Origin of the sequence: Herbaspirillum robiniae, assembly GCF_002213415.1 — a bacterium.
GTDB lineage: Bacteria > Pseudomonadota > Gammaproteobacteria > Burkholderiales > Burkholderiaceae_D > Herbaspirillum > Herbaspirillum robiniae.
On record NZ_NJGU01000007.1, the window covers coordinates 55,311 to 69,658 of the forward strand.

Here is a 14,348-nt window from a genome sequence, read left to right on the forward strand (position 1 = left end):
CAAAAAACAAAGGCGGCAGGAGAATTCCTGCCGCCTTTTGCTTTGTCTTGATGTCTGCTGCCTGTCCCTGGCTTTGCGGACCGGGCCGCCCGCCTGCTACCGCAGCGGGACTTGTCCCGCTCCTTCTTCTTCAACCTTCATCCGGCTCCTTCGGCGGCGCCCCGGCGGCGCGCCGTCCCGGGCCCTTGTTGGCCTCGTCCAGGCCGCCGGTGCCGCGCAGGTCGGTATCCACCTGGCCCTCGCGGATGTCGTTGTAGGCGTGGCGGATTTCATGCCGCTCCACCTTGTGGCCGCTGCGCGCCGGATCCTGGCGATCGAAATTCTGATCGTGCTCATGCGGCAGGCGCGGTTTGTCATGTTTCGGATGACGATCTTTTCTGGTTCTGAGAAAGCTGGTCATATTTTCCTCGCGTCAAGTGTCGGTGCTCTGCGCCTTCGCCGTGCGCGGCAGGATCCGGTGTTGCCGGATCTCCCGTGGCGCCATCGTTGAACTGCGCGCGCCGTGCGGAAGGTGTAAGCGAACAAATACGACCGGGCGCTGCACAAGAAGTGCCGACCGTTACAACTTGCGTGAAAAATGGGGGATTTGTCCGACGGACGAATCGCACATCGGCGGTAGGAAGTGGGGAGGGGGAGCGAAATCCTGCGGGTTTGTACCGCTTTGATGTCGCCTTAGGCCTTGCGGTTCCAGTCCACGCATAAGCGTATGCAAGAAAAGACAAAGGCGGACCTGTGATCCGCCTTGTCTTTTTTTGTTGGCAGCCCGCTGCCCGGACTGCGCAGTCCGGGGAGGCCTTACAGCGAGAGTCGCGTGCGCGCCGCGCGGTATTCCGCTTCCAGGCGGTCCACCAGCTCGGCCACGGTGGGTACGTCGTCCATCAGGCCCACGCCCTGGCCGGCGCCCCAGATGTCGCGCCAGGCCTTGGCCTTGGTGGTGCCGCCGGAGCCGAAATTCATCTTGGTCTTGTCGGCCTCGGGCAGGTTGTCGGGGTCGAGGCCGGCGTTGACGATGGACTTCTTCAGGTAGTTGCCGTGCACGCCGGTGAACAGGTTGGTGTAGACCACGTCGGCCGCGGTCGACTCGACGATGGCCTGGCGGTAGGCCTCGTCGACGTTGGACTCCTTGGTCGCCAGCCAGCGCGAGCCGATGTAGGCGAAGTCGGCGCCCATGGCCTGCGCGCCCAGCACGGCGTCGCCGGTGGCGATCGCGCCCGACAGCACCAGCGGGCCCTTGAACATCTTGCGCACCTCGCCCACCAGCGCGAACGGCGACAGCGGGCCGGCATGGCCGCCGGCGCCGGCCGCCACCAGGATCAGGCCGTCCACGCCGGCTTCCAGCGCCTTCTCGGCGTGGCGCAGCGAGATCACGTCATGCAGCACGATGCCGCCGTAGCTGTGCACCGCGTCCAGCATCTCCTTGGGCGGCGCACGCAGGCTGGAGATGATGATGGGCACCTGGTGCTTCACGCACACCGCGACGTCCTGCGCCAGGCGGTCGTTGGACTGGTGCACGATCTGGTTCACCGCGATCGGGCCGACCTTGCGTTCGGGATGCTGCTGTTGCCATTGCGCCAATTCCGCCTGCAGCTCGGTCAGCCAGACGTCCAGCTGCTCGGCCGGCCGCGCGTTCAGGGCCGGGAACGAGCCCACCAGCCCGGCCTTGCACTGGGCGGCCACCAGGGCCGGGCCGCTGGCGATGAACATCGGCGAGCAGATGATGGGCAGGCGCAGATCTTGCAAGGCTTTCGGGTAAGCAGGCTGGGGCATGGCTTGTCTCTCGTCGGTTGTCTTTATGTAAAGGCGCGGGGCCGGAATTTGTTCGACGATTATAGGATAAAAATATTACGGTCGTGCTTTTTGTTGCGCGAACGTGAATTTTCTCCGAAATTGTTTAGAAAATTTTCTGTCCCATGCGAGCGGCATGTTATGTTTTTTATCAGCCTGCCGTAATGGATCTCATGGGCCGCGCCACGGGGCGCGCGGTCTTGTTCCGGCTACCGGCCGGGGCATCGGGCAAGGCTCCGAATCGCAAGTGCCGTAGTGGGGGAAATCATGGAAACCTTCGATCTCGTCAATATCGCCATCATCGCCGTTGCAGGCGCCGGGCTGGTCTTGTGCGCTGTGCTCCATCACCGTGCATTGAAGAAAGCCGTCGTCACCACCGACAAACGCTACGTGCGTGGCTTGCGCCGATACCGTCACTGAATCCCCTTTTCGCTTACCGGCTCCCAGCGTAGCGGGAGCATCCGACGCCTTCTTCGGCAAGGCGCCCGTACGCGCTCGACCTTCTTCATCCGGGTGACGCGGCCATCTTTCGCAGATGGGCCGCGAGCCCGGCCACGGCCACCCGCGGCCATTGCCGCGCGGCATCGGCTGTCGCATTACGTATTCACGACGTAGTCGTCTCACAAGGGGGCAAGATGAAGAAGTTGCTGACGCTCAAGCGCAGTTTTGCGCTGTTCGGACTGGTGCTGGTGGTGCTCGCGCTGCTGCTGTACGGCGCGGTGCAGATGATGCGGCAGGCCGAGCTGCGGGTCGAACGCACCAGCGAAACACGCTATCGGTCCTACCAGCTGGCGCAGGTGCTGGCGCAGGATTCCGCCGACCTGACCACGGCCGTGCGCAGCTACGTCGTCACCGGCAATCCGAAATACGAGGCGCGCTACTACGAAGTCATCGACATGAACTCGGGCAAGAAGGCCAGGCCCGACGGCAGCAAAGGCGCCTTGCTCGACCAGATGAAGGAAGCCGGCTTCACCGACGCCGAGTTCGCCAAGCTCAAGCAGGCCCAGGACCTGTCGATCGCGCTGGTCAAGACCGAGGAAATCGCCATGCACGCGGTCAAGGGCGAGTTCGACGACGGCGCCGGGAAATTCACCAAAAAAGGCGACCCTGACCTCGAGCTGGCGCGCAAGCTGGTGCACGATGACGCATATGAAGGCAAGGTGGCCCAGATCCTCAAGCCCGTGGGCGAGTTCGTGGCGCTGATGGACGCGCGCACCCGGGGCGACCTCGACGCCGCCGACCGCAGCAGTCGCACCGCCTTCACCGCCTGCCTGGTGATGCTGGCCCTGATGCTGTTGCTGTCGATGGCGACGCTGTACTTCCTCTTCGTGCTGATCCGCAGCCAGCTCGAGCGTGGCTCGAAGGCCGCAGAGCAGCTCGCCACCGGCGACCTGCGCGTGACGCTGGCGGTGGAGCGCGACGACGAGATCGGCCGCCTGATGGGCGCCATCAACGGCATCGGCCAGGGCCTTGCGCGCGTGGTCTCGACCGTGCGCCACAGTACCGAGACCATCAACGTCGCCGCCCGCGAGATCGCCACCGGCAACATGGATCTCTCGTCCCGTACCGAGTCGCAGGCCTCCAGCCTGGAAGAAACCGCCAGCTCGATGGAAGAGCTCACCACCACCGTCCAGCAGAACGCGGCCAACGCGCGCGAAGCCAACCAGCTGGCCAACTCGGCCTCCGAACTGGCCAATCGCGGCGGCGAAGTGGTGGGCAACGTGGTGCAGACCATGGAGTCGATCAAGGCCAGCTCGGGCAAGATCGCCGACATCATCAGCGTGATCGACGGCATCGCCTTCCAGACCAACATCCTGGCGCTGAACGCCGCGGTGGAAGCCGCGCGCGCCGGCGAGCAGGGCCGCGGTTTCGCGGTGGTGGCGTCGGAGGTGCGCTCGCTGGCGCAACGCTCGGCCACCGCCGCCAAGGAGATCAAGGAGCTGATCGGCGACTCGGTAGAAAAGGTCGACGCCGGCGGCAAGCTGGTCGACCAGGCCGGCGTGACCATGGACGAGATCGTCAACGCCGTGCGTCACGTGGCCGGCATCATGCACGACATCACCACCGCCAGCGAGGAGCAGAGCGCCGGCATCGCCCAGGTCAACGACGCCATCAACCAGATGGAAGCCATCACGCAGCAGAACGCGGCGCTGGTCGAAGAGGCCGCGGCCGCCGCCGGCAGCCTGCGCGAGCAGTCCGACAGCCTGATGCAGGATGTGTCCGTGTTCAAGCTGACCGAAGACGGCAGCGCGCCGACGGCGGCGGCGCCGCTCAGGCAGGCCGAGAGTGTCAGGCCGGTCGCCAGGCCGGCGGCCAAATCGGTAGCCAACCCGGTGGCCAAACCGGCGCCGGCCGCCGCGCCCAAACTGGCGGCCGCCAAGCCAAAAGCGGCAACGGCGCCCGCGGCGAAGCAGACCGCCCGCAGCGGCGAAGCTGACTGGGAAGAGTTCTGAGAAAAGCGTCAGGGAGAAAAGCGCGCGCACCCGCCGGCGCGCGCGTTGTGCGTTGTGCGATCAGCCGCGCTTGGCGGCGATGGCGTTGCCGGCGCGGCTGACCGACTTGCGGCCCAGGTGCTGCGAGATGAACTGGCCGGCCTCGACCACCGCGTCGAGGTCGACCCCGGTCTCGATGCCCAGTCCCTTCATCATGTACAGCACGTCTTCCGAGGCCACGTTGCCGGTCGCGCCCTTGGCGTAGGGGCAGCCGCCCAGTCCCGCCACCGATGAATGGTAGATCGTGATGCCGGCCTGCAGGCTGGCGTAGATGTTGGCCAGCGCCTGGCCGTAGGTGTCGTGGAAGTGGCCCGACAAGCCTTCGATGTGGAACTCGCGGATCGCCGTTTCCATCACCGGCCGCACCTTGTCCGGCGTGGCCACGCCGATGGTGTCGGCGATGTCGATCTCGTCGCAGCCCAGCTCGCGGAAGCGCCGCACCACGTCGGCCACCGACGCCAGCGGCACCTCGCCCTGGTAGGGACAGCCGAAGGCGCAGCTGACCGCCGCACGCAGGCGCTTGCGATGTTCTTTGGCGGCCTTGGCCACCTCGCGGAAACGCTCGATCGACTCGGCGATGGAGCAGTTGATGTTCTTCTGCGAAAAGGCCTCGGAGGCGGCGCCGAAGATCACCACCTCATCCACGCCGGCTTCCAGCGCGGCTTCGAAGCCCTTCATGTTGGGCACCAGCGCCGAATACACCACGCCCGGCTTGCGCGCGATGCCGTGCATCACCTCGCTGGAGGTGGCCATCTGTGGCACCCACTTGGGCGAGACGAAGGAGGCCGCCTCGACGTTGGGAAAGCCGGCCGCGGTGAGGCGGTTGACCAGCTCGATCTTCACCTCGGCGGAGATGGTTTCCTTTTCGTTCTGCAAGCCGTCGCGCGGTCCGACTTCGACGATTTTGACTTTCCTGGGCAGGCTCATCTGGCTGGTCTCCGGTTGTTCTGGTTGGTGTCTGGCGATGGTCGATCATATCAGCCGGGCCGCTGCCGCGTGCCCGGCCGTCACATTCAGGCGGCCGCGGGCGCCGGATCCTGGCGCACGTCGGCGACGGCGCCGCCGGTCATCTTCTCGAGCTGGGCGGCGGTCAGGTTGAACACGGCATGCGGATGGCCGGCCGCGGCCCACACGCTGGAAAAATTGAACAGGTCGCGGTCGATCAGCATCACCGGCTTGACCACATGCCCGATCGGGCACACGCCGCCAATCGCGTAGCCGGTGGACTCGCGCACGAACCTGACGTCGGCCTTGCCCAGCGCGCCCACCAGCGCGGTCACCTTGGCTTCGTCGACGCGGTTGCCGCCGCTGGCGATGACCAGCACCGGCGCATCGTCGCTGAGGCGACGGAAGATGATGGACTTGGCGATCTCGGCCACGCTGCAGCCCAGGCCTGCGGCCGCCTCGGCCGAAGTGCGGCCGGTCGCCGGCAGCATTACCACGGGCTTGTCATGGCCGATCTGCGCCAGCAGGTCGGATACGCGTTGGGCGGAAGAGGGCAGGGCGGCGGAGGCGGCGTCGTTCATGGCGATAAAAGAGGACAAAAGGGGACGATGGAACAAGCCCAAAATGATAGCAGCATGCCCGCCCTGCCTGTTTTGGCGCGGCGCGCTATAGTGGGCGCCTTGGTCAACGGGCGGGAGCAGGCGATGCGCAACGACGACAGGAGCGGGCGCCGGCAGGTGTTGCAGGCCGGGTTGGCAGCGGCGCTGGCCGCGGGTTTGCCGGCAGCGCCGGCGATGGCGGAGGACAGGATGCAACAACGCAGGATTGCCTCGGGCGCGGAGTCCCTGCCGGTCATCGGCTGCGGCACCTATATCGGTTTCGACGTCGCGCCGGGAAGCGAAGAGTACCGGCGCCTGCCGGGCGTGGTCGATGCGCTGCTGGCCGCCGGCGGCGCCGTGTTCGACAGCTCGCCCATGTATGGCCGCGCCGAGCGCACCACCGGCGAACTGCTGGCCGCCGAGGGCAAGGCCAGGCAGGCCTTTCTCGCCACCAAGGTGTGGACCGCCGGGCGCGAGGCCGGTATCGCCCAGATGCGGCAATCGATGCGCCTGCTCGGCGTGCAAAAGCTGGACCTGATGCAGATCCACAACCTGCTCGACTGGCGCATCCACCTGCAGACGCTGCGCGAGTGGAAGGCGCAGGGGCTGATCCGCTACATCGGCGTGACGCACTACACCGCCGGCGCCTACGCCGAGCTGGAGGCGGTCATGCGCGCCGAGCAGCTGGATTTCCTGCAGATCAATTATTCCTTCGACGAGCGCGAGGCGGAAAAACGCATCCTGCCGCTGGCCGCCGAACGCGGCATGGCGGTGCTGGTGAACCGGCCCTTCGGCGGCGGCGGGCTGCTGGGGCGCACGCGCGGCAAGCCGCTGCCGCCGTGGGCCGCCGAGATCGGCGCGACCAGCTGGGCGCAGCTGCTGCTCAAGTTCATCCTCGCCAATCCGGCCGTCACCTGCGCCATTCCCGGCACCGCGCGTCCCGAACACATGCGCGACAACGCGGCCGCAGGCATGGGCCCCATCCCCGCCGCGTCGTTCTGGCGCGAGCCCGGGCATGCGATCGACATCTGACGGCGAATGGCCGGCCATGCGCGGGCTCATGCGTCCAGCAGGAACACGCCGTCGCTGCGGGCCGCGCCCGCGCGCTCCAGCTGCGCCACCGTCCAGCGCGCCAGTTCCTCGTCGGCCATGTGCATGAAGCGCCGGTTGGCCGTGCGCAGCAGCGGGATCTCGCGCATCATCGCCGGCAGCTTTTCCAGCGGGATGCGCTGCCGCTCCAGCAGCAGGAACTTCACCAGCACCTTGATGCCGTTGTGCGCGTTGCGCAGCGCATCGGCCTCCAGGTAATCGAGGCGCGAGAAGGCCTTCTCCAGTGCATCGCCGACCTCGGTGAACGGGGCGCCGTGGCCGGGGATGACCAGCTTCGCATCCAGCGTGCGGATCAGCTCCAGCGTGGCGCGCGCCTCGGCGAAACCGGTCTCGCCGTCCAGCTCCGGGAAGATGATGCCGAAGCCGTTGCGCCACAGCGCGTCGGCCGAGATCAGGATGCCCTCCTGCGGGCAGAAGAAGACCAGCGAATGCGGATCGTGGCCGGGCGCGGCCAGCGCATGCCAGTCGAGCTCGCCCAGGCGCAGCACCTGGCCGTCGCGCACCGTCTCGCTGAAGCCAAAGCGCGGACAGCGCTGGCCGGTGGCGCGGTAGCTCAGCGCTTCTTCATCCCATTGCCGCACCTTGTCCGCCTCCGCCGCCGGGATGGCCGTACGGCAGCCGTAGGCAATCTGCAGCGCGGCGTTGCCGCCGCAATGGTCGGAGTGGAGATGGGTGTTGACCAGCAGGTCCAGCTTGGCGCGGCCGCGCTCGCGCAGCACGTGGCGCACCAGCGTGAGCGTCTGTTCGGCGTGCGAGACGTAGCCGCTGTCGATCAGCGCCACCTCGTCGCGGCCGAACAGCAGCACATTGTTGGACGACAGCCAGCCGCGCTCGAGCACATGGATGGACGGCGGCACCTGCAGCGCGGGCGCGTTCATGGACTTCAGGCCGCTTTGAATTCGAGCAGCTGCGCGCCTTCGGCCACCTGGTCGCCGACCGCGTACAGCAGGTCTTCGACGGTGCCGTCGGCGGGCGCGGCGATGGTGTGTTCCATCTTCATCGCCTCCATGATCAGCAGCGGCGCGCCCTTGTCGACGCTGCCGCCTTTCTCGACCAGCACCGCCACGATCTTGCCCGGCATCGGCGCGGTCAGGCGGCCGCCTTCGGCCTCGCTGTGGCCGGCGTGCGCCATCGGATCCGCATAGCGCAGGCTGCGCTGCGCGCGGCCGTCGAACACGTGCAGCAGTTCGCCCTCGCGCACCACGTCGGCGCGCAGCAGGCGGCCGTCGAGCGTGATGCTGCAGGCACCGGACGTCACCGACTCGATGCGCAACGCGTGCGATGCGCCCCCTGTCAGCAAGGTCCAGCTGTTGCCGTCGCCGGCGTATTCCAGCTGCAGTCTGGCCGCACCGGCGTCGCCGGCGAACTCCAGCGCGCGCAGCAGCTTGCCGTTCATGCGCCAGCCGTTGGCCGAGGACCATGGATCGGCCTTGTCGCTCTTGCTGCCTTCTTCGTTCAGCACCGCGACGGCGGCGAACGCCAGCGTCTCCAGCGCAGGCGCGGCGGGCGCTGGGAACAGCGTCTCGTGATGGCGCTCGATCAGGCCGGTGTCGAGGTCGGCCTGCGAGAACGCGGCGCCCGCCACCAGCCGCTGCAGGAAGCCGATGTTGGTGGCCAGGCCCACCACCTGGTATTGCGCCAGCGCGCGCGACATGTTGCGCAGCGCGGCCTCGCGGTCGGCGCCCCAGACGATCAGCTTGGCGATCATCGGGTCGTAGAAGGGCGAGATGGCGTCGCCCTCGCGCACGCCGGAGTCGATGCGCACGGCGGCCGGCTGCGACACGTCGCCCTGGTGCAGGCGAAACTCGACGGCGCTCGCGGTGCGCATGCGCGCCAGCGTGCCGATCGAGGGCAGGAAACCCTTCTCCGGATTTTCTGCATAGATGCGTGCCTCGATGGCGTGGCCGGCGATGCGCAACTGGTCCTGCTTCAACGGCAGGGGTTCGCCCGAGGCCACGCGCAATTGCCACTCGACCAGGTCCTGGCCGGTAATCATCTCGGTCACCGGATGCTCCACCTGCAGGCGCGTGTTCATCTCCATGAAGTAGAAGCTGCCGTCCTCGCCGTTGCTATAGTCCGCGATGAATTCCACCGTGCCCGCGCCGACATAGCCCACCGCGCGCGCCGCCGCTACCGCCGCTTCGCCCATGGCGGCGCGACGCTCGGCCGTCATGCCGGGCGCCGGCGCTTCTTCCAGCACCTTCTGGTGACGGCGCTGCACCGAGCAGTCGCGCTCGAACAGGTAGACGCAATTGCCGTGCGTGTCGGCGAACACCTGGATCTCGATATGGCGCGGCCGCGTCAGGTATTTCTCGACCAGCACGCGGTCGTCGCCGAAGCTGGAGATCGCCTCGCGCTTGCACGACGCCAGGGCGGCGGCGAAGTCTTCCGAGCGTTCGACCACGCGCATGCCCTTGCCGCCGCCGCCGGCGCTGGCCTTGAGCAGCACCGGATAGCCGATGCGATCGGCTTCGCCGCGCAGGAACTCGCTCTCCTGGCGCTCGCCGTGATAGCCCGGCACCAGCGGCACCGCGGCCTTTTCCATCAGCGCCTTGGCGGCCGACTTGGAGCCCATGGCGCGAATCGCCGAGGCGGGCGGGCCGATGAAGACCAGGCCGGCGTCGGCACAGGCCTGGGCGAAGTCGGCGTTCTCCGACAGGAAGCCGTAGCCGGGATGAATGCCTTGCGCGCCGGTGGCCAGCGCGGCGGCGATGATCTTGTCGCCGCACAGGTAACTCTCCTTGGCCGGCGCCGGACCGAGGCGCACGCTTTCGTCGCAGGCCTGCACGTGCTTGGCGCCGGCGTCGGCGTCCGAATACACGGCGACGGTCGCGATGCCCATGCGGCGCGCGGTGGCCGCCACGCGGCAGGCGATTTCGCCGCGATTGGCGATCAGGATTTTATGGATCATGTTGTCTCCTCTTGTTCTCTTGCCGCGGGCGTCAGATGCGGAAGACGCCGAACTTCGTCTCTTCGATGGGCGCATTGAGCGCGGCCGACAGTCCCAGCGCCAGCACCGTGCGCGTATCGGCGGGGTCGATCACGCCGTCGTCCCACAGGCGCGCCGAGGCGTAGTAGGGATGGCCCTGCGTTTCGTACTGCGCGCGGATCGGATCCTTGAACGCGGCTTCCTCCTCGGCGCTCCAGCTGCCGCCGCGCGCTTCGATGCCGTCGCGCTTGACGGTGGCCAGCACGCTGGCGGCCTGCTCGCCGCCCATCACCGAGATGCGCGCATTGGGCCACATCCACAGGAAGCGCGGCGAGAACGCGCGGCCGCACATGCCGTAGTTGCCGGCGCCGAAGCTGCCGCCGATGATGACGGTCAGCTTGGGCACCTTGGCGGTGGAGACCGCCGTCACCATCTTGGCGCCGTGGCGGGCGATGCCTTCGTTCTCGTATTTCTTGCCGACCATGAAGCCGGTGATGTTCTGCAGGAAGATCAGCGGGATCTTGCGCTGGCAGCACAGCTCGATGAAGTGCGTGCCTTTCTCGGCCGCTTCTGAAAACAGGATGCCGTTGTTGGCGATCACACCCACCGGCATGCCGTGCAGGTGGGCAAAGCCGCACACCAGCGTGGTGCCGTAGCGCGCCTTGAACTCGTCGAACTCGCTGCCGTCGACGATGCGCGCGATCACCTCGCGCACGTCGAAGGGTTTGCGCGTGTCGGTAGGGATCACGCCGTACAGCTCATGCGCCGGATACTTCGGCGCCACGGCTTCGCGCAGCGCCAGCTGTTGCGGCTTGGTGCGGTTCAGGTGGCCGACGATGCCGCGCGCGATCGCCAGCGCGTGGGTGTCGTCCTGCGCCAGGTGGTCGGCCACGCCAGACAGGCGCGTATGCACGTCGCCGCCGCCCAGTTCTTCGGCCGTGACCACCTCGCCGGTGGCCGCCTTCACCAGCGGCGGCCCGGCCAGGAAGATGGTGGCCTGGTCCCTGACGATGATGGATTCGTCGCTCATCGCCGGCACGTAGGCGCCGCCGGCGGTGCAGGAGCCCATCACCACCGCGATCTGCGGGATGCCCTTGGCCGACATGTTGGCCTGGTTGAAGAAGATGCGGCCGAAGTGGTCGCGGTCGGGGAACACCTCGTCCTGGTTGGGCAGATTGGCGCCGCCGCTGTCGACCAGGTAGATGCAGGGCAGGTGGTTGAACTCGGCGATTTCCTGCGCGCGCAAGTGTTTCTTGGCGGTCATCGGATAGTAGGTGCCGCCCTTGACCGTGGCGTCGTTGCACACGATCACGCATTCCTGCCCGGCCACGCGGCCGATGCCGGTGATGATGCCGCCGGAGGGCGCGGCGTCCTTCAGGTGGCCGTCGCGGTCCTTCTCGCGGTACATGCCGTAGGCCGCCAGCTGCGAGAATTCGAGGAAGGGCGTGCCGGGGTCCAGCAGCATCTGCACGCGCTCGCGCGGCAGCAGCTTGCCGCGCGCGATGTGCTTGTCGCGCGCGGCCTGGCCGCCGCCTTCGGCGATCGCCGCGACCTTCTGCTTCAGGTCGTCGACGATGCGTTGCATGGCTTCGCGGTTGTTCTGGAAATCCTCGCTGCGCGGGTTGAGCTTGCTTTCGATCTGCGGCATGTCGTCTCTCTCTTCAGTTTCTTTTGTCTGCTGCCGGCGTCAAGGACCGGTCTGGCGGCCTAGCGGTCGCCCGGGAATTCGCCGTCGACGTAGTACCAGCGCGGCGTGCCTTGGGCGTCCGGCTGGCGCACGAAGTTGCTGACCTCGTGCATCCGGTGCGCCTTGCCGCCGACCTTGAAGCGCGCCACGAATTCCACCGTGGCCTCGTCGCTGCCGGCCACGTGGGTCTGCTTCTTGATGTCCAGGCCGATCCAGTTGACGTCGGTTTCGCCGGTCAGCTCTTCTTCCGGCAGGGTCTCGGGGAACCAGGTCGCGCGCAGGTAGGCCTCGTCGCGCAGCGCGTAGGCGCTGTAGCGCGAGCGCATCAGCAGCTCGGCCGTGGCCGGGACTTCCGCGCCCGAGATGAAGCGGCCGCAGCAGGCGGCGAATGCGCCCTTGCCGCAAGGGCATGCGGCGCCGGCCTTGTCTTTCTTGTTGCTCATCAGATCTTTCCGTTTTGTAAAAATGCGTCCAGCTGCGTGAAGCGGTCGAAGCCCCAGAAGGCTTCGCCGTCCACGATCACGAAGGGCGATCCGAACACGCCGGCGCGGGCCGCGTCTTCGGTGGCCTGCTTCAGTTTGTCCTTGATCTCCTGCGTGCTAAGCGCCGCCTCCAACGCCCCGGCGTCGATGCCGAGGTCGCCGGCGATGCGCAGCACGTTGGCCGCCACGCTGATGTCGATGTCCTCGGTGAAGTAGGCGCTGTAGACGGTGCGGATGAAGTCGACCGCCTTGGCCGGCTGCTGCTCCTGCACCCACAGCGCGGCGCGCGCGGCGACCTGCGTGCCGATGGGGAAGTTGCCGGGTTCCTTGAAGTAGATGTTGTGGAAGCGCGCGGTGCGACCCATGTCGTGGCGCGAGTACTCGCCCTTGACCGGGATCAGCACCAGCGAGTTGGTGCCGATCTGCTTGAAGATCGGGCCCAGCAGAATCGGATGCCAGTTGACCTGGCGGCCGTGTTTCTCGGCCAGCTTGCCGATCTCGACGGCGCCGAAGTAGCCGTAGGGCGAACTGAAGTCGAAGTAGAAGTCGATGGGATTGCTCATGGTGTGATGGCCTCGTCCTGTGGAGTCAAAGCGTGTCGGCGAACAGCTCGCGGCCGATCAGCATGCGGCGGATCTCGCTGGTGCCGGCGCCGATCTCGTAGAGCTTGGCGTCGCGCCACAGGCGGCCGACCGGGTATTCGTTGATGTAGCCGTTGCCGCCCAGCGACTGGATCGCCTCGCCGGCCATCCAGGTGGCCTTCTCGGCCGAGTACAGGATGGCGCCGGCGGCGTCCTTGCGCAGCGCGCGCACCTTCTCGGGAGAGCCGGCGCGGTCGCAGGCCTGGCCCACCGCGTAGACGTAGGCCTTGCAGGCCATCATGGTGGAATACATGTCGGCCAGCTTGCCCTGCATCAGCTGGAACTCGCCGATGGCCTGGCCGAACTGCTTGCGGTCGTGCACATAGGGCACCACCACGTCCATGCAGGCCTGCATGATGCCCAGCGGGCCGCCGGAGAGCACGGTGCGCTCGAAATCCAGGCCCGACATCAGCACGTTCACGCCGCGGCCGATGCCGCCCAGCACGTTCTCTTCCGGCACCTCGCAATCCTGGAACACCAGTTCGCCCGTGTGCGAGCCGCGCATGCCCAGCTTGTCCAGTTTCTGCGCCACCGAGAAGCCCTTGAAACCCTTCTCCACCAGGAACGCGGTCATGCCGCGCGCGCCGGCTTCCAGGTCGGTCTTGGCGTACACCACCAGCACGTCGGCGTCGGGGCCGTTGGTGATCCACATCTTGCTGCCGTTGAGCACGTAGCGGTCGCCCTTCTTGTCGGCGCGCAGCTTCATGCTGACCACGTCCGAGCCGGCGTTGGGTTCCGACATCGCCAGCGCGCCGATGAAGTCGCCGGAGATCAGTTTGGGCAGGTATTTCTTCTTTTGCGCGTCGTTGCCGTTGCGCTTGATCTGGTTCACGCACAGGTTGGAGTGCGCGCCGTAGGACAGGCCCACCGAGGCCGAGGCGCGCGAGATTTCCTCCATCGCCACGATATGCGCCAGATAGCCCATGTCGGCGCCGCCGTATTCCTCGCTGGCGGTGATGCCCAGCACGCCCAGGTCGCCCATCTTCTTCCACAGGTCCATCGGGAACTGGTCGCTGCGGTCGATCTCGGCGGCGCGCGGGGCGATTTCGGTCTTGGCGAATTCGGCCACGGTGGCGCGCAGCGCGTCGATGTCTTCGCCGTGGTCGAAGCTCAGGCCTGGCAGGTGGATCATGCTTGTCTCCTCATTGGGTTTGTCTTGGTCTGGTGCCGTTATGGATGATGCATTTGACGTTTACGTCAATCGCGGCGGCCGGAGGGCATCGCCCTCATGCCGCCTTGCGCCGCGGCTTGCCGGCGGCGCCGTTCTTCTTCGGTTCGATCCTGCCGTCGGCCAGCAGGCGCCGGCATTCGTCCTCATGCGCGGCGATCTCCGCCAGCGTCAGCTCCAGGTCTTCGCGCTGGCGCTCCAGCTTTTCGCGATGCTGGCGCAGCACGCCGAGAAAACTCTGCAGCTGGACTTCCGTGTCCTTGGGCGACTCGTACATGTCGATCAGGTCCTTGATCTCCGAGAGCGTGAAGCCCAGTCGCTTGCCGCGCAGCGTCAGCTTCAGGCGCGTGCGTTCGCGCGCGGGGTAGACGCGGTTGCGCCCGCCCGCGCCTTCGCGCTTGGGATTGAGGATGCCGTGGTCCTCGTAGAAGCGGATCGCCCGCGGCGTGATCTCGAATTCTTCCGCCAGTTCGGTGATGGTGTAGGTGGGCATGGACGTGGGCCTGGTCT

14 protein-coding genes are annotated in these 14,348 nt (G+C 67.0%); 3 read left to right on the forward strand and 11 right to left on the reverse strand.

Annotation, left to right across the window (positions count from 1 at the left end; all coding sequences use genetic code 11):
- Positions 1-130: 130 nt before the first annotated feature.
- Both CEJ42_RS13935 and CEJ42_RS13940 read right to left on the reverse strand, forming a co-directional pair.
- On the reverse strand, positions 131-400 hold the full coding sequence (locus tag CEJ42_RS13935) for a hypothetical protein (RefSeq protein ID WP_079217547.1): 270 nt from the start codon (positions 398-400) through the stop codon (positions 131-133).
- Between the two features lie 395 nt (positions 401-795).
- Positions 796-1,767 carry an NAD(P)H-dependent flavin oxidoreductase gene (locus CEJ42_RS13940; RefSeq protein ID WP_088751486.1) on the reverse strand — a complete coding sequence of 324 codons (972 nt, stop codon included), beginning with the start codon at positions 1,765-1,767 and terminating at the stop codon, positions 796-798.
- 285 nt (positions 1,768-2,052) lie between these two features.
- Between CEJ42_RS13940 and CEJ42_RS25050 the strand changes: the two genes are divergently transcribed.
- Together CEJ42_RS25050 and CEJ42_RS25385 are read left to right on the forward strand one after the other, a co-directional pair.
- Positions 2,053-2,205: a hypothetical protein gene (locus tag CEJ42_RS25050; protein WP_165774438.1), complete on the forward strand. Its 153-nt coding sequence runs from the start codon at positions 2,053-2,055 to the stop codon at positions 2,203-2,205.
- A 215-nt stretch (positions 2,206-2,420) separates the two neighbouring features.
- Positions 2,421-4,238 (forward strand): methyl-accepting chemotaxis protein, encoded by a 1,818-nt coding sequence (locus CEJ42_RS25385; protein WP_276329111.1) that lies wholly within the window; start codon positions 2,421-2,423, stop codon positions 4,236-4,238.
- Positions 4,239-4,298: 60 nt separating this feature from the next.
- On the opposite strand, the gene CEJ42_RS13950 is transcribed toward CEJ42_RS25385, so the two are convergent.
- A complete protein-coding gene (locus CEJ42_RS13950; RefSeq protein ID WP_088751487.1) occupies positions 4,299-5,204 on the reverse strand; it encodes a hydroxymethylglutaryl-CoA lyase in 906 nt (301 codons plus the stop codon).
- Positions 5,205-5,290: 86 nt separating this feature from the next.
- Complete coding sequence (locus tag CEJ42_RS13955; protein WP_088751488.1) at positions 5,291-5,803, reverse strand: YbaK/EbsC family protein; 513 nt, start codon at positions 5,801-5,803, stop codon at positions 5,291-5,293.
- 123 nt (positions 5,804-5,926) lie between these two features.
- Between CEJ42_RS13955 and CEJ42_RS13960 the strand changes: the two genes are divergently transcribed.
- The gene (locus tag CEJ42_RS13960) at positions 5,927-6,853 is read left to right on the forward strand and encodes an aldo/keto reductase (protein WP_088751489.1); all 927 of its coding nucleotides are present in this window, start codon (positions 5,927-5,929) and stop codon (positions 6,851-6,853) included.
- Positions 6,854-6,879: 26 nt separating this feature from the next.
- On the opposite strand, the gene CEJ42_RS13965 is transcribed toward CEJ42_RS13960, so the two are convergent.
- The 7 genes from CEJ42_RS13965 to CEJ42_RS13995 form a co-directional block, all read right to left on the reverse strand.
- On the reverse strand, positions 6,880-7,809 hold the full coding sequence (locus CEJ42_RS13965; RefSeq protein ID WP_088751490.1) for an MBL fold metallo-hydrolase: 930 nt from the start codon (positions 7,807-7,809) through the stop codon (positions 6,880-6,882).
- A 5-nt stretch (positions 7,810-7,814) separates the two neighbouring features.
- A complete protein-coding gene (locus CEJ42_RS13970) occupies positions 7,815-9,842 on the reverse strand; it encodes an acetyl/propionyl/methylcrotonyl-CoA carboxylase subunit alpha (RefSeq protein WP_088751491.1) in 2,028 nt (675 codons plus the stop codon).
- Positions 9,843-9,873: 31 nt separating this feature from the next.
- A complete protein-coding gene (locus CEJ42_RS13975) occupies positions 9,874-11,508 on the reverse strand; it encodes a carboxyl transferase domain-containing protein (protein ID WP_088751492.1) in 1,635 nt (544 codons plus the stop codon).
- A 59-nt stretch (positions 11,509-11,567) separates the two neighbouring features.
- A complete protein-coding gene (locus CEJ42_RS13980; protein ID WP_088751493.1) occupies positions 11,568-11,990 on the reverse strand; it encodes a YchJ family protein in 423 nt (140 codons plus the stop codon).
- The gene (locus CEJ42_RS13985) at positions 11,990-12,592 is read right to left on the reverse strand and encodes a 2-hydroxychromene-2-carboxylate isomerase (RefSeq protein ID WP_088751494.1); all 603 of its coding nucleotides are present in this window, start codon (positions 12,590-12,592) and stop codon (positions 11,990-11,992) included. The genes CEJ42_RS13980 and CEJ42_RS13985 overlap by 1 nt, the downstream gene beginning before the upstream one ends.
- Positions 12,593-12,617: 25 nt before the next feature.
- Entirely contained in the window at positions 12,618-13,802 is a 1,185-nt protein-coding gene (locus tag CEJ42_RS13990; RefSeq protein WP_079217558.1) for an isovaleryl-CoA dehydrogenase, read from the reverse strand.
- Between the two features lie 94 nt (positions 13,803-13,896).
- The gene (locus CEJ42_RS13995) at positions 13,897-14,331 is read right to left on the reverse strand and encodes a MerR family transcriptional regulator (protein ID WP_079217559.1); all 435 of its coding nucleotides are present in this window, start codon (positions 14,329-14,331) and stop codon (positions 13,897-13,899) included.
- Positions 14,332-14,348: the final 17 nt, after the last annotated feature.